The following is a 22,026-nucleotide window of genomic DNA, read 5'->3' as shown; positions in this document are numbered from 1 at the left end:
CAACGCGGCTCCCTCGGGCTCCGCGCGGCGTAACGCCGATGGGGTTCCACCTCGTCGATTCGCCGACGGCGACGCTGACGCTCAGTAAGATGAGCGGCGCTCATTTTCGATGATCCGCAGGAGGCCGTGATGCCGCCGAAAGGTGTCGGTCAGCGCCGTCGTCCGACACAGGAGCGTGCGAAGGCGACCAGGGAGCACATTCTCGATACGGCCGCGCGGTTGTTCGGGGAACGCGGTATCGCCAATACCTCGACCAACCGGATCGCGGTGGAGGCCGGCGTCAGCATCGGGACGGTCTACCGCTACTTCGCGGATCGCGCCGTCCTGGTCGAGGAATTGCTCGAGCGGTTGCTCGAGACCATCGAGCGGCGGTTCACCCAGCAGGTGTTCCATGTGTCGGAGAAGTCGATCCAGCAGATGGTTATCGACATTCTGCAGGTGATCAGCGCGGAACTGGTCGCGAACGCGCAGTTGGTTCGTGCGCTGGTCGGTGGAGTGCAGTTCTACAGCAGTGGTATCCCGGAGTTCGAACCGCGGCTGCGGCTGCTGGTCAAGGTGATGTTGATCCAGATCCTCGGCCCGGGAGACGATCACGAGTACGACGTGATGACCTTCGTCTTCATCAACACCGGCTTCGCGGCCGTCCTGCGCGCGTCGGCTCTGGATGTGGACAGCCATGCACGCTCGGAGGCAATCGAGATGACCGGACGGATGATCGGCGCATGGCTCGAAGCCGAAGCCAAGGCCACCGCGGTATGACAGATGCCTGCCGTGGCCCGGCGGAGATTTCGCCTACCGTCGACCTGGGCATCGCGAGTCATCTGCTGATCGAGGACGCACCGGGCCGGCCCTTCATCACCGATCGGACAACTGTGCCTCCCGCAGTGTTCCGTGCGGCGCCAGAAAGTGAGCGGTTCACTATGTTATGGCTTCCGAACACTCTCCAACTCCGCAGCCGTATTCCCCATTCTTGCTGGTCAACAATAGTTTTCGCGGTCATCTTCCGACTTGTCGAAAACGGAGTAGTAGCTGATCAAGGACTCGGATTACCGTTGATCACGAGGTGAACAACCGGTGCCGCCGAGGCGCCGCACGGTTGCTTCCCAAGGCGATTCGAGCTTCGGCATGGCCGCTCAGGTGCGGTGACGAGGAGGTCACACATGATGATCGAAGGCATTGCTCATCCTGCCGTCGATCCGAACGGGCAGCCGATGATCCGGCCACTGCACGATGTGCACCGACTCGCCCGCGAGGTGGTCACACACGTGATCGATACGGCGGCGCCCTGCCGGAAGCCACCGGGTGGCGCGGTCGGCACCGAAGTCGTCGAGGTGGTCCGAGCGTGCATGCAGTGGGCGATCCAGCGATTGGACGGGCAGGCCGTGCCCGACCGCATCGACTGTTTGCAGATTGCGGCAGCGGGGTGGGCGCGCGAGGGCATTCCGGTCGACGCCGTCCTGCACGCGGTGCACGTGGGGTTCAAGTTCGGGCTGGACCTGCTGTTCGGCGATCGGGGATCCACGCATCGCATCGACATCGCCACCGGCGCCGCGACCATCGTGGAGCTGTTGAATCTGATGACGTCGACGGTCAGCAAAGCCTACGTCCGCGAATACAAGGCCATCGCCGCCGAACACCACGCCGCGGTGCACACCCTGACCTCGGCGCTCCTGGGCGGGCACGCGACATCCGCGATGGCTCGCGAATGCGGAATACCTCTCGCCGACGAATATTTCGTGCTCGCCCTGGCCGTGCCCGCGCATCCCGACGAAAGCCATCCCCGGCTCGACAGCCAGGTCGTCGCGCGGCGCAAGCTTCGCCGCCTCCAAGCCGCCCTCGCGGGCCTGTTCGGTGACCGAGCGCTGTCGCTGCTGTCGGTCGACGGGGGAACCATCCTCGTTCCCGGGGCCCCCGGCCCCGACGACATAGACCTCGACAAGGTCGTCGGGGCACTGTCCGGCGCTGCGCAAGTGCCGGTCACCGCCACCGTCGTGCCCGCCGGTCCCGACGAGGTCTCCACTGCGGCTGTACAAGCGCACGAACTGCTGGACACGGTGCAACAGCTCGGACGCGGACCAGGGCTGTACAGGTTCCCCGAGTTGGCATTGCACTATCAACTGACCCGCCCCGGAGTCGGGCGAGACCAGCTCCGCACACACCTCGCCCCGCTCATGGACCATCCGGAACTGTTGGAAACACTGCGGACTCATCTCGACACGGGCATGCACCGCTTGCGCACCGCTCGCCTGCTGCACGTTCATCCGAACACCGTCGACTACCGGCTGCGGCGCATCGCGCAGCTCACCGGCCTCGACCCCGCCGACGGCAGAGGCCTGTGGTACCTGCGCTCCGCGCTCATCGCCTCGGCCGTCAGCGACCTTCCGAGCGAGGTACCGGCCGGCACTCGCCGCCCGGCCTGACCTGGCGCCGGCCGAGGGCAAACTTCGGTCGACAAGCGACGGTGGAGCTGCGAAGAATACGGACGTGCGGCATCCGCGGCACGAATGCTCATGGAGGTGCATGCGGTGGCTGGACGCGTACCCAAAGGTCGCCTGGCGAGAGGTGGCCGCCTCGGTGGCCTGGCCGCCGGGCAGGCCGTCCGCGGTGTCGGGACCCGATTGTCGATGATCGGCAGAACCGAAGAAGCCCGGCGGGTTCTCGCCGAACGCTCGACGCTGCAGACGGCCCAGCAACTCGTCACGGTGCTCGGCGGTATGAAGGGCGCGGCGATGAAGCTGGGGCAGATGCTGTCGGTGCTCGAGGTCGACCTCGTGCCGGAATCGCACCGTGAACTGTTTCGCACCAAACTCGCCGAACTCAGGGATCGCGCTCCGGCAGTGCCGTTCACCGCGATGAAGAAGGTCATCGAGGACGACCTCGGGCCGTTGTCGCGCGTGTTCGCCGACTTCGACGAGACTCCGATCGCGGCGGCGTCGATCGGGCAGGTGTACCGGGCCCGGTTACACGATGGACGCACCGTGGCGGTCAAGGTGCAATACCCGGGAGTGGACGCGGCGATCCACGCGGACATGCGGAATCTGGAAGTGCTCGGCAAGCTGTGGAAATCCGTCCTGCCGAGCGCGGCCGACACCGCCGTGCTGGACGAGATCGCCCGCAACATCGGCAACGAACTCGATTACCCCCGCGAAGCCCGGACCCAGCACCGGGTGGCGATGCGCTACCGCGACCACCCCTTCATCGTTGTCCCCGACAGCATCGAAGAGCACTGCACGCGAAGCATTCTCGTCACCGAGTACGTCGACGGCCGTGATTTCCAGCGGTTTCGCTCACTGCCCGCCGCCGAACGCGATCGCCTCGGCGAGCTGATCTACCGCTTCTACATCAGCGCGCTGTTCAGCGACAACGAGTTCTGCGGCGACCCACATCCGGGCAACATCCTGCTCGCTGACGACGGCAGGCTGGCGTTCGTCGATTTCGGGCTCTACGACCACATGGACCCCGCGCATGTCGACTTCGAGCGCGCGTGTCTGCGGGCTGCCGGTGAATACCGCGCCCAAGACCTGTACGACGCCTGGGTCGGACGCGGCATCATCGACCCGGACGCGGGAGTCACCACACAGGAATGCCTGGAATACGTGTGGGCCGCCGCGGGATGGCATCTGCTCGACGAGCACATCACCATCACCCCCGAGGTGGCCACCGGTGCGGTCATCCTCGCCATCGACCCTCGGGCCGCCGAGTTCAAAGGTATGCGCCACCAGCTACTCCCGGCCGAGCACGTCTTCTCGCGCCGCGCGGACCTGTTCACCTTCGCCGCCCTCGGCCAGCTCCACGTCACCAACAATTGGCATCGCCTCGCACGAGAGTGGCTCTATTGCGAGCCCGCGACGACCGACATCGGGCATGCGATCGAGAAGTGGCGACGCGACCGAGTACACCTGGCGTGACTCCCCCACGGCACCGGACCCGCACCTCGGACGGCACGCGATGCGGATGCCGGTTGCGCGCATTCCGCGTGAAGACCACGCCGGTGGGTAGCCCGCAAACGTGACCGAACCCGGAAACAAGAACGCACCCGAACTGGGCGACCAGACCGACACTTCCCACCCTGACGACCTCGATCTCGAGACCCGCGAAATCCCCGAGAACGAGGACGTGAACGAGGAGGCAGGCACCGTAGAACCGCCCGACTGAGCACGGTTTCACCCACGGCGGCCGGGGAATTCCGGCCGCATGGGTATCACTGTCGCCGTTACCGGGCCGACCGGCGAGATCGGCGTCTCCGCCGTCTCCGCACTCGAACACGACCCGGCGGTGGACCGGATCGTCGGAATGGCCCGCCGGCCGTTCGACCCTGCCGCACACGGCTGGACGAAGACCGAATACCGGCGCGGCGACATCCTCGACCGAGCCGCCGTGGATTCCTTGGTCGCGGATGCCGATGTGGTGATCCACCTGGCCTTCGTGATCATGGGCTCGCGCGAGGAGAGCGCGCGGGTGAATCTCGCGGGCACCCGCAACGTGTTCGAGGCGACGGTGGCCGCCGAGCGCGCCCGCCGGCTGGTCTACACGTCCTCGGTCGCCGCCTACGGCTACCACCCGCGCAACCCCTCCCCCATCACCGAGGACGTGCCGCCCGAGGGCTCGCCCGAGCATTACTACTCCGAGCAGAAGGCCGCGTGCGAAGCGGCGCTCGCCGAGATCACCGCCGGCTCCGGCCTCGAGGTATTCGTGCTGCGGCCGTGCATCGTGGCCGGCCCGAAAGCACCGGCCCTGCACGACTTGCCGTGGGAGAAACTGCCCGGCCCGCTGCGTACCCTGGCCCGCTCGAATCCGCTGTTCAAACCGGTGATTCCCGACCCGGGCCACCCGCTGCAACTCGTCCACCACGACGACGTGGCCACGGCCATCGCGCTGGCCGCCACCGCCGACGCGCCGCCCGGCGCCTACAACATCGCAGGCGACGGCACCCTTACCTTGTCCGAAGTGGTCGCCGCGCTGGGCGGCAGGCCGGTGCGCGTCCCCGCGGCCGCCGCCACCGCCGCATCCGCCGCCCTCGCCCGCCTCCCCTTCATGCCCGCGACGCTCGAATGGCTGCACATCGTTCGCACCCCCGTCGTCATGGACACCAGCCGCGCGAAGCGGCAGCTCGGCTGGGAGCCGGCGCATACCTCCGCCGAGACCCTCGCGGAACTCGCCGCCGCCCGCTGAGCCGCCGGGGCCAGTGGGAGAAGACGCCTTGACCTCGAGTGAACTCGAGGAATAACGATGTTCCCTATGAGCACAACGGATAGCGAAGCGCCGGTCATCGAGGACACCAGTGTCGATCACGCCCAGGACAGGGCGGCCATCGAGGCGATCATCGCCAAGGTGGAGACCGCGTACAACACCAACGACGCCGATCTGCTGGTCGAGGATGTGGCGCGTAACGCCGTGATCGGCAATGCGGTCGGCCTCGTGCAGCACGGACGTGACGTCGTCCTCGAGGCGAGCCGAGTGGGACTCGCCGGGTTCCTGAAGGACGAGTACGTGCGCTACGAGGTGACCGATATCGCCTTCCTCCGGCCGGATGTCGCTATCGCACACAAGGCCGCTCGAGCGGTGACCGCCGACGGCGAGCCCATCGATATCGAGCCGGCCATGGTGGCGCTGTATGTGCTGACCAAGGAGCAGGGCCGCTGGTGGATCGCGGCCCGGCAGAACACGTTGGTCCCCCGCGGGTGAGTATCGTTTCGGCGGGCCGCTAGGCGTGCGCGGCCGTCCGCCGGTCGATCACCGACAGGGCGAACTCCGCCCAGCGGACATTCTCCTGTTCGAAGGAGATGCCACGCAGGAGGGTGAGGTAGGGGCCGACTCGTTCGGCCTCGGCGAGATACGCCTGTTCGCTGCGGCCGTTCAGTAGTCGCGTGCGCAGCCGTTCGTATCGCGCCAGTTTCGCTTTCGACCAGTCCAGGCGCTTCGCCACCGTGGCGCGCACAGCAGGGGCGTCCTCGACGTCCATGCCCTGGACTTTCACCATCATCTCGTCGCGGATGGCGGTGGGCTTGGCGGGCTCGGCGACGAACTCGTGCAGTGCCGCCCGGCCGGCGGGGGTGATCGAGTGCAGGCGCTTGTTGGGGCGGCGCTCCTGGTGCACGATCCTGGTCTCGATGAGACCGTCGGCCGCCATGCGTTCCAGTTCCTTGTAGAGCTGTTGGGGGGTGGCCATCCAGAAGTTCGCGACCGAAGCGTCGAATCCCTTGGCCAGGTCGTAGCCGGACGCCGAGCCTTCCAACAGGGCGGCCAACACCGCGTTACGTAACGCCATCCATCCAGGCTAGCAGTCCCTGCGATTATTCAATTATTTGTTCTTCGAACCCTGGACATCTCGAAGTCCCCACGGCTACCGTGTGCATCACCTATTAAACTTATTGACTATATGAGGTGCACATGCATCCCTTCCGTGCAGCCGTGGAGGCTCGCGACGAGGCCGCCATCGAGGCACTACTGGCCGACGACGTCGTGTTCACCAGTCCAGTGGCGTTCAAGCCCTATCCGGGCAAGGCCATCACCGCCGCGATCCTGCGCGCGGTGATCCGGGTCTTCGAGGACTTCCGCTACGTACGCGAGATCGCCGACGCCGACGGCCGCGACCACGCGTTCGTCTTCGAGGCCACCGTCGACGGGAAGCAGCTGACCGGTTGCGACTTCCTGCACTTCGACGAGCACGGCAAGATCGACGACTTCACCGTCATGGTGCGCCCGCTCTCGGCCGCACAGGCCCTGGCCGCGCGCATGGGCGAGCAGTTCGAACGCATCAAGGCCGAAGCCACCGCTCAGCTCGAGCGTTCGGTGACCGAAGCATGAGCGACTACGACGCCGTGGTGGTCGGCGCGGGCAATGCCGGACTGACCGCCGCGGCGACGCTGCAGCGCGCCGGCGCTCGAACCCTCCTGCTGGAACGGCACAACATTCCCGGCGGCTGTGGAACATCCTTCCGGCGCGGCCGATTCGAGTTCGAGGTGGCACTGCACCAGCTGTCCGGCGTGGGTGCCGAGGGGCAGCCGATCTCGCTGCGCGAAGGGCTCTTCCAGCAGCTCGGCATCGCCGACAAGCTGGAGTTCGTGCAGGAGCGCGACCTCTACCGGGCGGTGATTCCCGGACAGCTGGATCTGACCCTGCCCGCCGATTGGGACGCCGCCGTCGACGCCATCGAGACCGAGTTCGCCGGCAACCGCGACCGGGCGGCGAGATTCTTCGACCTGGTCAAGCAGGTGACGTTCTGGCAGATCGCCGCGATGCGCGGCATGCCCGCCGAGCAGATCGACCCGGTGCTGTTCCGATACGGTCTGCGACCACTGAAAGATGTCCTCGACGAGTACTTCGACGACGACCGCGTCAAGGTCGCGCTCGGCATGTACTGGACCTACCTCGGTCAGCCGCCGTCGAAGCTGCGCTTCCAGGATCTGGCATTGACGCTGTTCGCCTATTTCGAGTTCAAGCCATGGCATGTGCGCGGCGGCTCACAAGCCATGTCCACCGCCATCCTCGACACCTTCCTCGCCGCCGGCGGTGAAGTGCGGTTCAACACCGGCGTTTCAGCCATCCTCACCGAGCGCGGCCGGGTGCTGGGCGTGCGGCTGCGAGACGGCTCGGAGGTCACCGCACCCGACGTGGTCTCCAACGCCGCATTGCCCGCCACCTACGGCATGCTCGAAGGCGTCGTCGTGCCCGCCGCCGTGCGGGCGGACCTGGAAACCAGACGGATCGGCGTCTCCGGATTCGTGCTGCACATGGGATTGGACGCCACTCCCGCCGAACTCGGGTTCACCACCAGCACCACTTTCGTCAACGTCGACGCCGACGACGACCGCACCTACCGCGGCTGGCGGTCCTTCGAACCCGCCCGCGGAATCTGCGTGAGCTCCTACGATGTCGCCCCGATCGGCTTCGCCCCCGCCGGCGCCACCCATGTCAGCCTGATGACGCTGCAGTACGCCGACATCTGGCGCAACGTGGCGCCGTCGGAGTACGCGCGCACGAAGTTCGCCTACGCGGAAACGCTGCTCGATCTGTGCGAAACCATCACCCCCGGTATCCGGGATGCCATCGAAGAAGTCGACGTCGCGACACCGTTGACGATGATGCGCTACCTCGGCCATCCCGGCGGCGCCATCTACGGCTACGACCAGGACGCCACCGAAGGCTGGCTGTTCCGCAACAGCGAACGCGAAACCCATGTCCCCGGGCTGCACCTGGCCGGGTCCTGGGCCGGAATGGGCGGATTCCAACCCACCCTCGAAGCCGGTGCCCGCGTCGCGCGCCGCCTGCTGCGCACCAAAGCCGCCCGATCCCGAGGACAGCGATGAAACACCCTCTTGCCGAACGATTCGACGGTGCGAACGAAATCCTCGCCGAAATCGACTCGCGCATCCCCCACTCCCGCGACCACCGCGCCGAACTCCGCGCCACCGTCGACGCCTATCACCCCGAGCGGCTGCGGCTGGTCGTCACCGAGATCGTCGAGGAGACCGCCACCACCACAACCTTCCGGCTGGCGAGCCCCGAACGGGTGACTCTGCCGCCGTTCCTGGCCGGCCAGTACGTCACCCTGTTCATCGACGGCACCAGCCGCCCCTATGCCATCGCCTCGAGCCCCGCGCGCCTCGATCACTACGACCTCACGGTGCGCCGCGTGCCCCACGGCCGCATCAGCAACCTGCTCATCGACACCGTCCGCGCCGGCCAGCTGCTCACCACCACGGGGCCGCTGGGCACCTTCCACCACAACCCGCTGTTCCACGGCGACGACGTGGTCTTTCTCGCCGGCGGTTCCGGTGTGGCGCCGGCGATGAGCATGATCCGCGAGATCGCCGACCGCGGCCTGGACCGCGCCTTCCACCTGATCTACGGCTCCCGCCACGCCACCGACGTGATCTTCCGCGACGAACTCGGCATGCTCGCCGCACAGCATCCCGGCATCACCGTCGACCACGTCATCGCCGAGCCCGACGCCGACTGGGCCGGCGCCACCGGGTACCTCACCGCGGACACCATCCGCTCCCGCGCGGGCGCCCTCGACGACCGCATGGTCTATGTTTGCGGCCCACAAGCCCTCTACCCCTACGCGCTCACCCAGCTGACCACGCTGGGCCAGCCGCGCAAGCGCATCCGCTTCGAAGCCAACGGCGCACCCAGCGACCCCGCCGCCCAATCCCACTGGCCCACCGGGGCCGACCCGGCAGGCGAGGTCACCGTCACCGTCGGCGGTACGTCTTTCCGCACTCCGCGCTGCCGGCCGCTGCTGGACGCACTGGAGGACAACGGCCTTCGCGTCGAAGCGGCGTGCCGCTCCGGTGAATGCAGCCTGTGCCGGATCCGGATCGTCAAGGGCGAGGTGCACACCGCTGACGAGGCCCGGCTTCGCCTGTCCGACGAAAGGTTCGGCTACACCCACTCCTGCGTGGCCTACCCGATCAGCGATGTGGAGCTCGACCTGTGACCGGCGACGGCTACTCGCGATATGTAGCTCTCGGTGCCAGCCAGACCGAGAGCGTCGGCGACGGCGATGACCACATCGGAGTGCGCGGCCTGGCCGACCGCCTCGCCGAGCGGCTGCCCAGGACAATCCACTCGGCTCCGTCTCCACGGCCGCACACGAGCTGCACTGGGCGGCGACCTTTCTCGGCCCTCGGCTGCGACTCCGGCTCACCGGAGCCTCCTCCGGCGAGGGCCGCACCGCCGAACGCCCCCACCTACGCCCGGTTCGCGAGCACCGGAACCCGATGGAATAGCCGGAATGAGCGCGGCGAAACCACGCCGCTCACACTTTTCTGAATATCCACTTCTCCCGGTCGCTTTCTCGATTGATCAGCAGCTGTGGTTCATTGTTCAAGATGACGCCGATGACGAATTCGTCGTCGCTGGTGGCGATCGGGGATATCTCGGGGAACTCGGGCATGTCCCAGCCATAATGCTCGTCGCTGCACAGCAATCGTCCACTCGCGCGATTCGCCGCGAGATGTCCGCCGGTTTTCTTGTTGACGATGCCGAAGTCGCCCTCTTCGGGATTGGCCGGGCACATCCACAGTTGGGCGGTGTCGGCGGCGGCGCGCTGCCGCATGGTCACACTGTCCGCACCGCCGTCGACCGCGAGCGCTTGGCCGGTCTCATAGTTGATGATTTGATATGTGGGGGCAGTCTTCTCAGCCATGGTCTCGTCCTCACTGTGTGAGCGCACCGCTACCGAGCTCGACACCGCCGGTGACGCTGCGCTGATCTCGTAGTCGTCGTCCAAGGCGAATCGCCGGGAGCAAGTACAGCAGAATCGGCGCCGCGCCGGAGCGAATTCCATCAGCCGTAATCCGATCGCGGCCGTATCCCACTCCTCGATCCGAAGTCGCGCACGAATTCATCCGAAAAAGGTGAGGGAAGCCCCGGTGGCGCATTCCTATGCTGCGAAGCGGCGCGGAAATCACTGCCATCCGGCGACGTTCGCGCTTCCGAATTCTCGGACTCCGCGTGCACGATCCGAAAGGGAGAGACGACCGATGACCGGAACCGGCATGGACGCCAAGCGAAAGACCGTACCCCTGTCCTCGCTGACCGAGGGTGCGCCCGCCGAGCGAAGCTCACCCGGCTGGTACAAGCTGTACAACGACACGGACATGTATGTGTCGGTCTATCGGCAGGAATGGGGCAAGCCCAAATCGCTGTTCGTTCTGGCTCCCGGCCAGACCAGCTCGGAGTACGAGGCCGGGCACGAGATCTACATCCTGTGGATAACGAGTGTCGGCACCGAGTCGACGCCGATCACCTGGGACGGTTCCGGCGAGTTCAGCTGCGAGTACGTGCAGAGCGGCTACACCCAATCGAACCAGGTGAACAACGTGAGCTACTTCCAGTAGGCGGCGGCCACGAAGGTCTCGCCGTGGACGAGGCGCCGACGGCCCACCAGCGATCGCCTGAGGAATAGATCACCGGTCGTGCGGAGATCCTGCCCACGGATGAGCCGGAGGGATGGGATCAGCCCACGATTTGGCCGAAAGTGTGGATTTTATGACCTCAGGTGTTTGGCACAGGTCTTTGTCCAGGTCATAGCGTGGTCGCCATGAGCACACCTTCGATCGTCATCATCGGCACCGGATTCGGCGGGCTCGGCATGGCGATGGAACTGCAGCGTGCGGGCCTGCACGAGTTCACGATCCTGGAGCGGGCCGAGGAGGTCGGCGGCGTCTGGCGAGAGAACACCTACCCCGGCGCGGGCTGCGATATCCCCTCGCCGCTGTATTCCTACTCCTACGCGCCGCGCACCGATTGGCCGAAGCGGTTCTCCCAGCAGCCGGATATCCTCGCCTACCTGCGCGGCATCGCCCGCGACCATGACCTGCTGCCCAAGATCCGCTTCCGCAGCGAGGTCACCGAGGCCGAGTTCGACGACGCCACGGGACGGTGGACCGTGCGCACCGCCGACGGCGCCCAGCTGACCTGCGATGTGCTGATCTCCGCGGTCGGCCAGCTCTCGCGGCCCGCGCTGCCGAACATCCCCGGTGTGGAGACCTTCCGCGGCACGGCGTTCCATTCCGCCGAGTGGGAGCACGAGGCCGACCTGACCGGCAAGCGGGTGGCGGTCATCGGCACCGGCGCCAGCGCGGTGCAGTTCGTGCCCGCGATCGCACCCTCGGTGGGGCATCTGACGCTGTTCCAGCGCTCGGCGGCATGGATCATGCCGAAGCCGGATATCGAGTACAAAGCGTGGCATCATCGCGCCTTCCGGCTGCTGCCGATCACTCGCCTCACCGAGCGTTTCGCGTTCTGGCTGTTCTGCGAGTTCCTCTCGCTCGGCATCGTCGACGTGCCGGTGATCCGCAAGCTGGTGACGCGGATCGGCCTGCGGCATCTGCGGCGCCAGGTGGCGGACCCGGCCCTGCGGGCCAAGCTGACCCCGGATTATCCGGCCGGCTGCAAGCGGGCGCTGTTCTCCAACGAGTACCTGCCCGCGCTCACCCGGCCCGACGTGACGGTGGAGACCACCGCGATCACCGAGATCACTCCCGAGGGTGTGCGTACCGCCGACGGCGCGCTGCACGAGGTGGACGCCGTCATCTACGGCACCGGATTCAAGGGCACCGAATTCCTCTGGCCCATGCGGATCTCCGGCCGGGGCGGGCGCAAGCTGGCCGACGAGTGGTCGCAGGGCGCTCGGGCGTACCAGGGCATCACGATGCCCGGCTACCCGAACATGTTCCTGATCTACGGCCCGAACACCAACCTCGGTGTCGGCTCGATCGTCTACATGATCGAGTCGCAGGCCCGCTACATCCGCCAGGCCGTCCAGCGTATCGCCGCACGCCCGGGCCATGTGCTCGAGGTTCGTCCCGAAGTCGAGGCCCGCTTCGATCGCCTGCTACAGCAGCGCCTCGACCGCACGCCGTGGAACTTCTGCTCGAGCTGGTACCGCAACGCGGCCGGGCGGATCACCAACAATTGGCCGGGCACCGTCACCAGCTACCGGTGGCGCACTCGCAAGCTCGACTCGGCGGACTTCGAATCGAGGAAGGTCGCTTGACCCGGCCTGCCTCGTCCACGGCAACAAATTCGACAACTGGTGGAGATCAGATGACGTTCGACTACGACGTGGTGGTCGTCGGTTCCGGCTTCGGCGGCAGCGTGACCGCACTGCGACTGACCGAGAAGGGGTACCGGGTCGGTGTCCTCGAGGCGGGAAGACGCTTCGCCGACGACGAGTTCGCCGAAACCTCTTGGGACGCGAAGAAGTACCTGTGGGCCCCGGGACTGGGTTGCTTCGGCATCCAGCGGCTGACGCTGCTGAAGGACACCTTCATCATGGCGGGCGCGGGCGTCGGTGGTGGCTCGCTGGTCTACGCGAACACGCTCTACGAGCCGCCGGACAAGTTCTACCAGGACCGCCAGTGGGCGCACATCACCGACTGGAAGGACGAACTCGCTCCGCACTACGACCAGGCCAAGCGGATGCTGGGCGTGACGGCCAACCCGGCGACCACCCCGTCGGACCGGGTGCTGGCCGAGATCGCCGAGGAGATGGGCGTCGGCTCGACCTACCGCAGCACCCCTGTCGGCGTGCTGTTCGGCGGCAGCGGCGTGCGGCCCGGTCAGGATGTCCCCGACCCCTACTTCGGTGGCGTCGGCCCCGCCCGCAGCACCTGCACGCACTGCGGCGAGTGCATGACCGGCTGCCGCCACAACGCCAAGAACACTTTGGTCAAGAATTACCTCTATCTCGCCGAGCAGGCCGGCGCGACGGTACACGCGCTCACCACGGTGACCGATGTGCGCCCGCTGCCCGGCGGCGGCTACGAAGTAGCCACCGTCCGCACCGGACGCTGGGTCCGCAAAGCTCGCCGCAAGTTCACCGCCGAGCACGTCGTCTTCGCCGCGGCCGCCCTCGGCACTCAGAAACTGCTGCACCGGCTCCGCGACCACGGTTCGCTGCCGGACATCTCCCCCCGGCTGGGCGAACTCTCGCGTACGAACTCCGAGGAACTGCTCTCGGTGCGCAGCCGCCGCAAGGACTCCGACTTCACCAAAGGTGTGGCGATCACCTCCTCGATCCATCCGGACGACGACACCCATATCGAGCCGGTGCGCTACGGCAAGGGCAGCAACGCCATCGGCCTCATCGGCACCGCCATGATCGACCCGGACGGGCGCACCCCGAAACTGCGCCTGTGGGCGCGCACGATGCGCAAGCTCGGCCGCGACGCCCTGCACCTGCAGAACCCGCGCGGCTGGTCGGAACAGATGATCGGGCTGCTGGTGATGCAGTCCGTCGACAACTCCATCACCACCTACACCAAACGCGGTCTGTTCGGTCGCAAGATGACCACCAAACAGGGTGTGGGCGAACCGAATCCGACCTGGCTTCCGGCCGGTCACGAGGTAGCCCACCGGGTTGCCGACAAGATCGACGGCATCGCGGGCGCCGGCTGGAGCGCCCTGTTCGACATCCCGATGACCGGCCATTTCATCGGCGGCTGCGTCATCGGCGACTCCTCCGAAACCGGTGTCGTGGATCCGTACCATCGGATGCACGGATATCCCGGACTGCACGTCATCGACGGCTCGACCATCTCGGCCAACCTCGGGGTGAACCCTTCGCTCACCATCACCGCGCAGGCCGAACGGGCCGCCGCCCTGTGGCCGAACAAGGGTGAGCCGGATGCGCGTCCGCAGCCGGGCGCGCCCTACCGGCGCATCGCCCCGGTGCCACCGCGCAACCCGGTGGTCCCGGCGGATGCGCCTGCCGCGCTACGGCTGCCGATCGTCGAGATCAAAGGGCCGGCGGTCCGATCCGAACCGGCCGCCGACAAACGCGGCTGAACACCGGAATCGTGGACGGGTGACCGGTCGCGGGACTGGACCGGTAGGGACCAGAAGCGCGAGCATCATCATATGAGCGAGCATCAGGGCCTCATGCCACTGCGCTTCAACCAGACGGGCCTACGCGGAAGACTCGCCCGGTTGCTCGTCGAAGAGCCCACCGACGAGATCGATTTGCCCGCCGACCTTCCGGCGGGCACCGACACCGTGGTGATCGTCGACGACGAGCCGAATCCACACCACACCTTGCGGGTGCACCCGCCGGACGACCCTGCGCGGATCGCCTTGGTCGTGTTCGACCAACTGGCGCTGTGTGACGAGCAGCGGCGGATGGACCCGCGACGGATCGAGCTCAACCGCAGGCACAGCCGGGAGATGGGCTCGCTGTTCGCCCGGTTCCTCGACGCGCATCCCGATGTCGAGTCCGAAGTTCATGCAGCACAGATGACTCCGGCCCAGGAGGAGGAATGGACCGCCTACAGCGCTGAGCTCCTTGCTCGGCAGGAGGCCGAGCGAGCCGCCCTCGCCGCCGAGATCCAGGGCGAGCAACGGTGAACGGCGGCGCGCCGGGTCAAGCCCAGCCGGCCGGGTTCGTGGCGGTCTCCCGGGAAATGCCGGAACCCGTGTCCGGGAAACGACCGAACCGTCGATGGTGCAGGTGCGCGAAGAAGTAGCACATGGCCTCGCAATCGGCGTCGAGGACGGCCACCTCCGGGCTTGCTGTCACGGCATCGAAGAAGTCCCGGCCCATGGCGACGATGAACCCGCGACAGTACAGGAATCCGTCGTCCGAGCCGTCCGTGACCTCCTGGATGTCGGAACGGTCGAGGTCGAACAACTTTCGCTCCAGCACCCGGTCCAGCGCGGTCAGCTCCTCACCCGACTGTGGTTCGCTCAGGGCACGCAAATGGTCGAGAAACGAGTTCAGGTACTTGTCGATCGCGTATGCCTCGTCGTCACTCTGTCTGTCGGACAGGGCTTTACGAAGCCTGTTCGGTTCGGCGCCCACCCGTTCCCACGCCGACTCGATGAGGCCCCAGAACCGGGACTCTTCCGCTGGGGTCGGGATCTTGCTCACGCGCCGGAAGCTACCAGAGACGCGGGATGCCCGGAGACCGCCGCCTGGCTCCGAGGCGGTGCCTGATTCACACCGGGACGCCTCCGTAGGTCCGCCGGTATCTCGCTTGCAGGAACGAGAGGACCCCGAACGCCATCAGACCGAGGGCTACCAGAATGAGCAGCCAAGGCCCGAAGGTGCTGTCGGCGAAATCGTGCAGCACGGCATCGACACCTTTGGCGTTCGCCGGTTCGTAGTCGGCGGCCGCCACCACCGCGGCGAGTCCGATACCCATGACGATCAAGCCTCGCGCCAGATACCCGAACCGGCCCAGCCAGATCACGCTTTCGCGGGATGCCTGGGTCATCCAGCCCATTCGCAGGTCGTCGACGAAAGCCAGACGGAGCCCGCGCAGAGTGGTCAGGACGCCCAGGGCGAGGATGGCCAGACCGATCAACAGGACGACGACCTGCCCACCGTCCCAGCCGAGGATCCGGGCGGTCACGTCGCGTGCTACGGCGTCACCGGGCTGCGGTGTCCGGCCGTCCACGACGAACCGCAGGATGACGAAAAACGCTATGGCGTAGGCCAGGCCGAGTGCCAGCGCGCGCAGACGAAGCCCGCTCGGGCTCGCCGCGGGCGCGCCTGCGGCCTGCGCCAGCCGCCACGCGGCCAGGGCGGCGAATCCCAGGGCCAGGATCCACAGCAGCAGATAGCCCAGCGGTTTACCGGCGAGCGCGGCGAGCGCCCCGCCTGCGGTCGGCTCATGCTGGGCGGTGCCGACCGCCAGCATGAACGCGAGAATGCCGATGACGATGTACGCGATTCCGCGTGCGATGAATCCGAATCGCGCGGCTCCCGCCAATCCCCCGGAGCCGCCGGACCTGCGGTAGCTCCCACTGTCCCGGCGTCGCCACCGGCCGCCATACCGGCTGCGCCACCGGCTTCGGTAACCGTTCCGCCACCGGCCGCGCCCCCCGCTGCGGGTGCGGCGCCGTCGATACCTGTCAGCACTTCGGAATAAGCTCATGGTTCTCACCTCTCCATGGACCGTATTGCCCACTTCGGGCGGAATAACCGGGACGAACGTCATCGAAAAGCTTGCGCCCCTGTGCCGCTCAGGGCGCGGCGGTCATTTCGGGAGAGTCGGATAGCCCTGGACGGCATCGACGGCACTGCGCGCGCTCTGGGCCGCGGACTCCATGGTGGACGGCAGCTCGGTCCGGGTCCGGTCGCCGGCGAGGAATTGTCCGCGACGGGTGTCGTCCGACTCAGCCGCAGCGACTCGAATCCCGGATGAGCGGAGAACGTGGCCTGCGACTGGTGGGCCGGCTGGTCAGCTCATCGCCTCTCCGGCCGGAAATCGACTGTCGATCGGATCGAAACGGTCAGCCCCCTATCCGTCGGCGCCGGGCGCGACCACGCATCGGTGGAGTCGATGGTCCCGACATCACGGGGCACCTGTCCATGCCTCGACGGCGTCGACGATGTCGGACCAGGTGCGGACGAGGGGTGTGCCAGCCGGTGTCGGTGGCCAGTGCGTGGCCGAGGACGCCCGATGCCCAGGAGCACCGACCGTCGCGCAGGCAGCCTCGTGAATTCTGCCGAATCAACCAGAATCACCGTTTACTTTCAGCTATCGTACGGTGGCAGAGCAACCGCTCTGCGGGACACCAGGAATGCCGGCGGGGCCCGGGGTTCGGGAGCCCGCGCAGGCCGGGCGGTCGGGTACCCACCGTCCAGTTCCACCGAGGAGCCGTATGTACCCCGGCGCACACGTCCACCGATTCCCTGACAAACCGGCTGTTGTTCGCGCCGAGAGCGGCGAAGTGCTGACCTATCGGGAACTCGAGGAGAACTCGATCCGGCTGGCCCGCCACCTGCATGACGCGGGGCTGCGCAAGGGCGATCATGTCGCGCTGCTTTCGGGAAACGATCCGAAAGTCTACGAGGTCTACTGGGCAGCACTGCGAACCGGTCTTTACATCACCGCCGTCAACCGGCATCTGTCGCCGAGCGAGATCAGCTACATCGTCAACGACTGCGGAGCCCGGGCGCTGATCGTGTCGGCTGGTCTCGCCGATGCCGCCGAGCAGATCGTGACGCAGACCCCCTCGGTGGACATCCGCCTCGCCTTCGGCGGCCCGGTGCCGGGATACAAGTCCTACGAGGACGCCCGGGCGGCGGCCTCCCCCGAACCCCTGCCGGACCAGCCGCGCGGCGCGGACATGCTCTATTCCTCAGGTACCACCGGACGGCCCAAGGGCATCGAACAGCCCCTGCCGGACCGGCAGGTCGGCGACGCGCCCGGAGACACCTACACCGCGGTCTTCGGCCCGCTGTACGGATTCGACACCGAGACGGTCTACCTCTCCCCCGCCCCGCTCTATCACGCCGCGCCGCTGCGCTTCGGTGGTGTGGTCCACGCGCTCGGCGGAACGCTGGTGATCATGGAGAAATTCGACGCCGAGCAGGCGTTGGCCGCGATCGAGCGCTACCACGTGACGCACAGTCAATGGGTGCCGACCATGTTCGTCCGGATGCTGAAACTCGACGAGGCCGTCCGCGCCCGCTACGACGTGTCCGGTCTCCGGGTCGCCGTGCATGCGGCGGCCCCGTGTCCGGTGGACGTGAAGCGGGCGATGATCGACTGGTGGGGGCCGATCCTGCACGAGTACTACGCTTCGACAGAGGCCAACGGCGCCACCTTCATCGACAGCGAGCAGTGGTTGCGCAAGCCGGGCTCGGTCGGCACGGCGGGTCTGGGGACGATCCGGGTGTGCGGTGACGACGGCGCGGAACTACCGACCGGCGATATCGGAATCGTCTACTTCGAACGCGACGTTATCCCCTTCGCCTATCACAACGACCCCGCGAAGACGGTGGAGGCGATCCATCCGGAACACCCGACTTGGACCACCACCGGCGATATCGGATACGTCGATGAGGAGGGCTATCTGTTCCTCACCGACCGTAAAGCTTTCATGATCATCTCCGGCGGTGTGAACATCTACCCGCAGGAGATCGAGGACGCGCTCGCCATGCACCCCGAGGTGCTCGATGTGGCGGTGATCGGCGTGCCCGACGAGGAGATGGGCGAATCCGTCAAGGCGGTCGTGCAGCCCGCGCCGGGAGCCGAACCCGGCCCGCGACTCGCCACGGAGCTGCGCGAGTACCTGCGCGACCGCATCGCCCACTACAAAGTGCCCCGGAGTTTCGACTTCACCGACGACCTGCCCCGGACCCCCACCGGGAAGCTGGTCAAGGGCAAGCTCCGGCAACGGTACGCGTGAGTTTCGCTACGCGGCGTAGGTGAGGTCAGCGGCGCCGATCTCACCGGCGCGCGCCATCAGGCGTGCGACGGCCTCCGCCACCCGACCGGGTTGCTCCAGGATCACGGAGTGACCCGCGCCCTCGATCATCACGAAATCCGAGTATTCGACCGCGGCGGCCATCGCGACGGAATGCGACGGCGGCGTCATCAGGTCGGCGGAGCCGCACAGCACCAACGTGGGGATCCGCGAGAGAACCGGAAGCGCGTCGGTTCGGTCATAGATCATGAACTCGCTCAAGAAGCTCGCCATCGTCACGATCGGCGTCTCGTTGCGCATCGCGTTGGCCAGGGTGAGCACCCGCGCGCTCACCTTGCGATCACCGAATTCCGCGGTGCGGATGATCGGGGCGAAGAGCCTGCAGGTCAAGAGCTTCGCGTGGTGCATCATGCGCGGGGCACGACGGACAGCCGCCTGGAACACGGAGACGACCGGGTTGCGCAGGAGTCGGCCGAAGCCGGCATCGGCGAGCCCGTCGGCAGCGGTGGCGAGGAGGGCGACGCCGACGATCCGGGTGCCGATCTCGTGCGGGTTGCGGCCGGCGTAGGTCAGCGCGGTCATGCCGCCCATCGAGTGACCGACGAGGACGACCGGTCCGGTGGGGGCCACCGCATCGAGAACCGCCCGCAGGTCGCGGCCGAGCTGCTCGAGGTTGTAGGTCTGCCGGGGCGCCGCGGCGGACTCGCCGTGGCCGCGATGGTCGTAGCAGACGATCCGTGCGCCGGAGTGCCTGCGCAGCAGGGCGTCGCGAACGTAGGTCCAGGACTCGCTGCGCAGGCAGTGTCCGTGCAGCAGGACGATGGTGAGGTCCGCGTCTCGCGGACCGTATTCGCGAACCGCCAGCGCGACGCCGTCTTCGGTCCGGACTGTGGCACGCCGCTCCGCCGCGGTGGGGATTGTGCTGGGGATCGACATGGGATGCTCCGGTTCGCCGGCGGTGACTGGTCTTACTTTCCGCCGTCTTCGCCGCCGGCATCAGGACCCCGAGTGCTGAGGTCCCGTCCCCAAGGGGGTGGCCGATCGCCACCTAGGTGTACCGCGAGGCGCAGGCGCCTACTTCACCGGATCGATCCCGAGCACACCCAGGGCGAAATCGCCGTACTGCGCAGCCACTTCCTCCGGCGTCGCGGGGCCGGACTCACGAAACCACTGGGGGATGGCGGTGCACATGGTGGCTATGGCACGACCCGCTGCCCGGATCTGGGGAACAGCGATGCGGCCCTCGGCATGGGCCTCGGCGATCGCGTCGTCCAGGATGGCCTGGATATCGCGGCGGGAACGGGCGATGCGCGCGCGTTCGCCAGGAGAGAGACTGCGCATCTCGCTGGCGCCGATGAAGCCGAGGTCGCGGCGATGGGTGTGGAACAGGGCCAGGGCTTCGACGATCAGGCGCACCCGGTGGATGCTGTCGCGGCCCTCCGCGCGGGCGGCGCCAACACGCCAGTGCAGTTCGTCCATGGTCAGGTCGAGGATGCGGACCAGTAGCTCGTGCTTGTCGCGGTAGTGGTGGTAGAGGCCGGGGACGCTGGTGCCCGCCCGGCGGGCGAGGCCGCGCACCGTCGTGCCGTGGTAGCCGATCTCGACGAACGACGCGAGGGCGGCGGCCAGCACCGGGTCGACGTCCAGCGGGGCGAACTCGCGCCAGTCGCCGTGCGCACCCGGTTCGGCGTCGGTCCGGTCGTAGCGCGGCCGGGTCACCGAAGACCCGGCACCGAGCAAGTGCGTGACCGGCACACCGAGCACAGCGGACAACTGCGTGAGCCGCGCGAGCGAGATGCCGGTTTTTCCCGTCTCCACGGCGCTGAGCGTCGCGGGACTGATCTCGAGACGGCGGGCCACTTCCCGCAGCGACAGGCCGGCGGCGCGGCGCGCACGACGGATCGCCTCGTGCGGCGACGCGGCCTCATCTCCCATGACGTTCAGAATAACTGAACAATGCGATTCTCTCACCTCCGCTGGGATACGCTCGATCACGGCACTTTGACACCTACAGCGCCCAGTGGGACAGTGTTCAGACGGAGCGATCGTTCGGTCCGGTGACGACACTCTTATGTCGAGGAGGAATGCGCGATGCCGATCGATCTGACCTATTCCGGCGAAGTGCGGGCGCTGATCGAACGCACCCGCTCCTTCGTGCGGGAGACGGTGCTGCCGATCGAGGACGAGCACCACGGCGACATCACCGCCGCGGGTGGTGACCAACTGCGCGGCACGCTCAACGAGCAGGCGCGTGAGGCCGGCGTCTTCGCGCCGCACGCGCCCGTCGAGTACGGCGGTCACGGGCTGTCGATGTCCGATCGCGCCCCTGTGTTCGAAGAAGCGGGCTACTCGCTGTTCGGACCGGCCGCGCTCAACATCGCGGCGCCGGACGAGGGCAATGTCCACATGCTCGCCCATATCGCCGACCCGGAGCAGAAGGCGCGCTTTCTGGAGCCGCTCGCCCGTGGTGCGGTGCGCTCGGCCTTCGCGATGACGGAGCCGGCACCAGGCGCGGGATCCGACCCGGCGGCGCTTGCCACCCGTGCCGATCGCGTCGACGGCGGCTGGCGCATCACCGGCCACAAGTACTTCATCACCGGCGCGGACGGCGCAGGCTTCTTCATCGTGATGGCCCGCACCTCCGGCGAACCGGGCCAGCGCGGCGGGGCGACCATGTTCCTGGCCCCTGCCGACACCCCCGGCCTGCGGGTGGGCAGGCATATCACCACGCTCGACCGGGCCATGATCGGCGGCCACTGCGAGGTCTTCTTCGAGGACATGTTCGTCCCCGATGAAGCGGTGCTCGGCGCCGTCGACCGCGGCTTCGAATACGCCCAGGTGCGCCTGGGCCCCGCCCGCATGACGCACGTGATGCGATGGCTCGGCGCGGCGCGGCGCGGCCACGACGTCGCCGTCGAGCGCGTCGCTGAACGCGAAGGCTTCGGTGCGCGCATCGGGGATCTCGGCATGGCGCAACAGATGATCGCCGACAACGAGATCGACATCGCCGCCACCCGCGCGCTACTGGTGCGCGCATGCTGGGAACTCGACAGCGGTGAACACGCGAGCAACGCCACTTCGATAGCGAAGACATTCGCCGCCGAGGCGATCTACCGCATCGTCGACCGGAGCATCCAACTGTGCGGCGGTCTCGGCGTCTCCGACGACCTGCCGCTGGCGCGCCTGTCCCGCGAAGTGCGGCCTTTCCGCATCTACGACGGACCCTCGGAGGTGCACCGGTGGGCGATCGCCAAGCGGGCAGTCAGCGCAGCCCGGCGGGCAGCGGCCGACAAATCTCGGCCTTCGCACTGATCCCGCGCGAACGCCCCGCCGCCGCCAGCTCAGCTGAAGGCCTGT

21 protein-coding genes are annotated in these 22,026 nt (G+C 67.3%); 15 read left to right on the top strand and 6 right to left on the bottom strand.

The window, feature by feature from the left end; translation table 11 throughout:
- The first annotated feature begins 129 nt into the window (after positions 1-129).
- From ACFU5M_RS30005 to ACFU5M_RS29980, 6 genes are all read left to right on the top strand, one after another.
- The gene (locus ACFU5M_RS30005; protein ID WP_379054258.1) at positions 130-759 is read left to right on the top strand and encodes a TetR/AcrR family transcriptional regulator; all 630 of its coding nucleotides are present in this window, start codon (positions 130-132) and stop codon (positions 757-759) included.
- A gap of 401 nt (positions 760-1,160) precedes the next feature.
- A complete protein-coding gene (locus ACFU5M_RS30000) occupies positions 1,161-2,420 on the top strand; it encodes a PucR family transcriptional regulator (RefSeq protein ID WP_379054257.1) in 1,260 nt (419 codons plus the stop codon).
- A gap of 105 nt (positions 2,421-2,525) precedes the next feature.
- Positions 2,526-3,908, top strand: a complete 1,383-nt coding sequence (locus ACFU5M_RS29995) for an ABC1 kinase family protein (protein ID WP_379054256.1) — start codon at positions 2,526-2,528, stop codon at positions 3,906-3,908.
- A 100-nt stretch (positions 3,909-4,008) separates the two neighbouring features.
- A complete protein-coding gene (locus ACFU5M_RS29990) occupies positions 4,009-4,155 on the top strand; it encodes a hypothetical protein (RefSeq protein WP_379054255.1) in 147 nt (48 codons plus the stop codon).
- Positions 4,156-4,194: 39 nt separating this feature from the next.
- A complete protein-coding gene (locus tag ACFU5M_RS29985; protein ID WP_379054254.1) occupies positions 4,195-5,172 on the top strand; it encodes an NAD-dependent epimerase/dehydratase family protein in 978 nt (325 codons plus the stop codon).
- A gap of 66 nt (positions 5,173-5,238) precedes the next feature.
- On the top strand, positions 5,239-5,685 hold the full coding sequence (locus ACFU5M_RS29980) for an SgcJ/EcaC family oxidoreductase (protein WP_379054253.1): 447 nt from the start codon (positions 5,239-5,241) through the stop codon (positions 5,683-5,685).
- Positions 5,686-5,704: 19 nt separating this feature from the next.
- Here ACFU5M_RS29980 and ACFU5M_RS29975 read toward each other — a convergent pair whose 3' ends face one another.
- Positions 5,705-6,268: a PadR family transcriptional regulator gene (locus ACFU5M_RS29975; RefSeq protein WP_379054252.1), complete on the bottom strand. Its 564-nt coding sequence runs from the start codon at positions 6,266-6,268 to the stop codon at positions 5,705-5,707.
- A 122-nt stretch (positions 6,269-6,390) separates the two neighbouring features.
- On the opposite strand from ACFU5M_RS29975, the gene ACFU5M_RS29970 reads away from it, so the two are divergent.
- Genes ACFU5M_RS29970 through ACFU5M_RS29960 form a run of 3 tightly spaced genes read left to right on the top strand, consistent with a single transcriptional unit; the run spans position 6,391 to position 9,442 of the window.
- Positions 6,391-6,807 carry a nuclear transport factor 2 family protein gene (locus tag ACFU5M_RS29970; protein WP_379054251.1) on the top strand — a complete coding sequence of 139 codons (417 nt, stop codon included), beginning with the start codon at positions 6,391-6,393 and terminating at the stop codon, positions 6,805-6,807.
- Positions 6,804-8,309 (top strand): phytoene desaturase family protein, encoded by a 1,506-nt coding sequence (locus ACFU5M_RS29965; protein WP_379054250.1) that lies wholly within the window; start codon positions 6,804-6,806, stop codon positions 8,307-8,309. Before ACFU5M_RS29970 ends, ACFU5M_RS29965 begins: the two co-directional genes overlap by 4 nt.
- On the top strand, positions 8,306-9,442 hold the full coding sequence (locus ACFU5M_RS29960; RefSeq protein ID WP_379054249.1) for an FAD-binding oxidoreductase: 1,137 nt from the start codon (positions 8,306-8,308) through the stop codon (positions 9,440-9,442). The genes ACFU5M_RS29965 and ACFU5M_RS29960 overlap by 4 nt, the downstream gene beginning before the upstream one ends.
- A 321-nt stretch (positions 9,443-9,763) precedes the next feature.
- On the opposite strand, the gene ACFU5M_RS29955 is transcribed toward ACFU5M_RS29960, so the two are convergent.
- Positions 9,764-10,237 carry an RICIN domain-containing protein gene (locus ACFU5M_RS29955; protein ID WP_379054248.1) on the bottom strand — a complete coding sequence of 158 codons (474 nt, stop codon included), beginning with the start codon at positions 10,235-10,237 and terminating at the stop codon, positions 9,764-9,766.
- Between the two features lie 253 nt (positions 10,238-10,490).
- Between ACFU5M_RS29955 and ACFU5M_RS29950 the strand changes: the two genes are divergently transcribed.
- The 4 genes from ACFU5M_RS29950 to ACFU5M_RS29935 all read left to right on the top strand — a co-directional run bounded on the left by ACFU5M_RS29950 (position 10,491) and on the right by ACFU5M_RS29935 (position 14,856).
- Positions 10,491-10,847 carry a hypothetical protein gene (locus ACFU5M_RS29950; protein ID WP_379054247.1) on the top strand — a complete coding sequence of 119 codons (357 nt, stop codon included), beginning with the start codon at positions 10,491-10,493 and terminating at the stop codon, positions 10,845-10,847.
- A gap of 203 nt (positions 10,848-11,050) precedes the next feature.
- Positions 11,051-12,508 carry a flavin-containing monooxygenase gene (locus tag ACFU5M_RS29945; protein WP_379054246.1) on the top strand — a complete coding sequence of 486 codons (1,458 nt, stop codon included), beginning with the start codon at positions 11,051-11,053 and terminating at the stop codon, positions 12,506-12,508.
- 50 nt (positions 12,509-12,558) lie between these two features.
- On the top strand, positions 12,559-14,301 hold the full coding sequence (locus tag ACFU5M_RS29940) for an FAD-dependent oxidoreductase (protein WP_379054245.1): 1,743 nt from the start codon (positions 12,559-12,561) through the stop codon (positions 14,299-14,301).
- A gap of 72 nt (positions 14,302-14,373) precedes the next feature.
- Positions 14,374-14,856, top strand: coding sequence for a hypothetical protein (locus ACFU5M_RS29935; protein WP_379054244.1), 483 nt, complete (start codon positions 14,374-14,376; stop codon positions 14,854-14,856).
- Positions 14,857-14,872: 16 nt separating this feature from the next.
- On the opposite strand, the gene ACFU5M_RS29930 is transcribed toward ACFU5M_RS29935, so the two are convergent.
- The gene (locus ACFU5M_RS29930) at positions 14,873-15,379 is read right to left on the bottom strand and encodes a DUF4240 domain-containing protein (RefSeq protein WP_379054243.1); all 507 of its coding nucleotides are present in this window, start codon (positions 15,377-15,379) and stop codon (positions 14,873-14,875) included.
- Between the two features lie 67 nt (positions 15,380-15,446).
- Positions 15,447-16,223: a DUF1206 domain-containing protein gene (locus tag ACFU5M_RS29925; protein WP_379054242.1), complete on the bottom strand. Its 777-nt coding sequence runs from the start codon at positions 16,221-16,223 to the stop codon at positions 15,447-15,449.
- An 895-nt stretch (positions 16,224-17,118) separates the two neighbouring features.
- Between ACFU5M_RS29925 and ACFU5M_RS29920 the strand changes: the two genes are divergently transcribed.
- Complete coding sequence (locus ACFU5M_RS29920) at positions 17,119-18,651, top strand: acyl-CoA synthetase (RefSeq protein ID WP_379054241.1); 1,533 nt, start codon at positions 17,119-17,121, stop codon at positions 18,649-18,651.
- Between the two features lie 6 nt (positions 18,652-18,657).
- Here the strand turns inward: ACFU5M_RS29920 and ACFU5M_RS29915 are convergent, their stop codons facing one another.
- The gene (locus tag ACFU5M_RS29915) at positions 18,658-19,605 is read right to left on the bottom strand and encodes an alpha/beta fold hydrolase (RefSeq protein ID WP_379054240.1); all 948 of its coding nucleotides are present in this window, start codon (positions 19,603-19,605) and stop codon (positions 18,658-18,660) included.
- A 138-nt stretch (positions 19,606-19,743) separates the two neighbouring features.
- Positions 19,744-20,604, bottom strand: coding sequence for a TetR family transcriptional regulator (locus ACFU5M_RS29910; RefSeq protein ID WP_379054239.1), 861 nt, complete (start codon positions 20,602-20,604; stop codon positions 19,744-19,746).
- A gap of 156 nt (positions 20,605-20,760) precedes the next feature.
- Here ACFU5M_RS29910 and ACFU5M_RS29905 point away from each other — a divergent pair, with 156 nt between their 5' ends.
- A complete protein-coding gene (locus ACFU5M_RS29905) occupies positions 20,761-21,981 on the top strand; it encodes an acyl-CoA dehydrogenase family protein (protein WP_379054238.1) in 1,221 nt (406 codons plus the stop codon).
- Positions 21,982-22,026 lie beyond the last annotated feature (45 nt).

Source organism: Nocardia sp. NPDC057455 (assembly GCF_042802775.1).
Classification (GTDB): Bacteria; Actinomycetota; Actinomycetes; order Mycobacteriales; family Mycobacteriaceae; genus Nocardia.
The sequence above is the reverse complement of the archived record's forward strand: the minus strand, read 5'-3'. Positions and strand labels throughout refer to the sequence as shown.

What these genes read in the sequence shown, in the direction of transcription:
- ACFU5M_RS30000 (WP_379054257.1), top strand. Translation starts at nt 1,161, where the DNA reads ATGATGATCGAAGGCATTGCTCATCCTGCCGTCGATCCGAACGGGCAG.
- ACFU5M_RS29945 (WP_379054246.1), top strand. Translation starts at nt 11,051, where the DNA reads ATGAGCACACCTTCGATCGTCATCATCGGCACCGGATTCGGCGGGCTC.
- ACFU5M_RS29915 (WP_379054240.1), bottom strand. Translation starts at nt 19,605, where the DNA reads ATGTCGATCCCCAGCACAATCCCCACCGCGGCGGAGCGGCGTGCCACA.
- ACFU5M_RS29940 (WP_379054245.1), top strand. Translation starts at nt 12,559, where the DNA reads ATGACGTTCGACTACGACGTGGTGGTCGTCGGTTCCGGCTTCGGCGGC.
- ACFU5M_RS29980 (WP_379054253.1), top strand. Translation starts at nt 5,239, where the DNA reads ATGAGCACAACGGATAGCGAAGCGCCGGTCATCGAGGACACCAGTGTC.
- ACFU5M_RS30005 (WP_379054258.1), top strand. Translation starts at nt 130, where the DNA reads ATGCCGCCGAAAGGTGTCGGTCAGCGCCGTCGTCCGACACAGGAGCGT.
- ACFU5M_RS29975 (WP_379054252.1), bottom strand. Translation starts at nt 6,268, where the DNA reads ATGGCGTTACGTAACGCGGTGTTGGCCGCCCTGTTGGAAGGCTCGGCG.
- ACFU5M_RS29950 (WP_379054247.1), top strand. Translation starts at nt 10,491, where the DNA reads ATGACCGGAACCGGCATGGACGCCAAGCGAAAGACCGTACCCCTGTCC.
- ACFU5M_RS29910 (WP_379054239.1), bottom strand. Translation starts at nt 20,604, where the DNA reads ATGGGAGATGAGGCCGCGTCGCCGCACGAGGCGATCCGTCGTGCGCGC.
- ACFU5M_RS29985 (WP_379054254.1), top strand. Translation starts at nt 4,195, where the DNA reads ATGGGTATCACTGTCGCCGTTACCGGGCCGACCGGCGAGATCGGCGTC.
- ACFU5M_RS29960 (WP_379054249.1), top strand. Translation starts at nt 8,306, where the DNA reads ATGAAACACCCTCTTGCCGAACGATTCGACGGTGCGAACGAAATCCTC.
- ACFU5M_RS29970 (WP_379054251.1), top strand. Translation starts at nt 6,391, where the DNA reads ATGCATCCCTTCCGTGCAGCCGTGGAGGCTCGCGACGAGGCCGCCATC.
- ACFU5M_RS29920 (WP_379054241.1), top strand. Translation starts at nt 17,119, where the DNA reads ATGTACCCCGGCGCACACGTCCACCGATTCCCTGACAAACCGGCTGTT.
- ACFU5M_RS29905 (WP_379054238.1), top strand. Translation starts at nt 20,761, where the DNA reads ATGCCGATCGATCTGACCTATTCCGGCGAAGTGCGGGCGCTGATCGAA.
- ACFU5M_RS29935 (WP_379054244.1), top strand. Translation starts at nt 14,374, where the DNA reads ATGAGCGAGCATCAGGGCCTCATGCCACTGCGCTTCAACCAGACGGGC.
- ACFU5M_RS29965 (WP_379054250.1), top strand. Translation starts at nt 6,804, where the DNA reads ATGAGCGACTACGACGCCGTGGTGGTCGGCGCGGGCAATGCCGGACTG.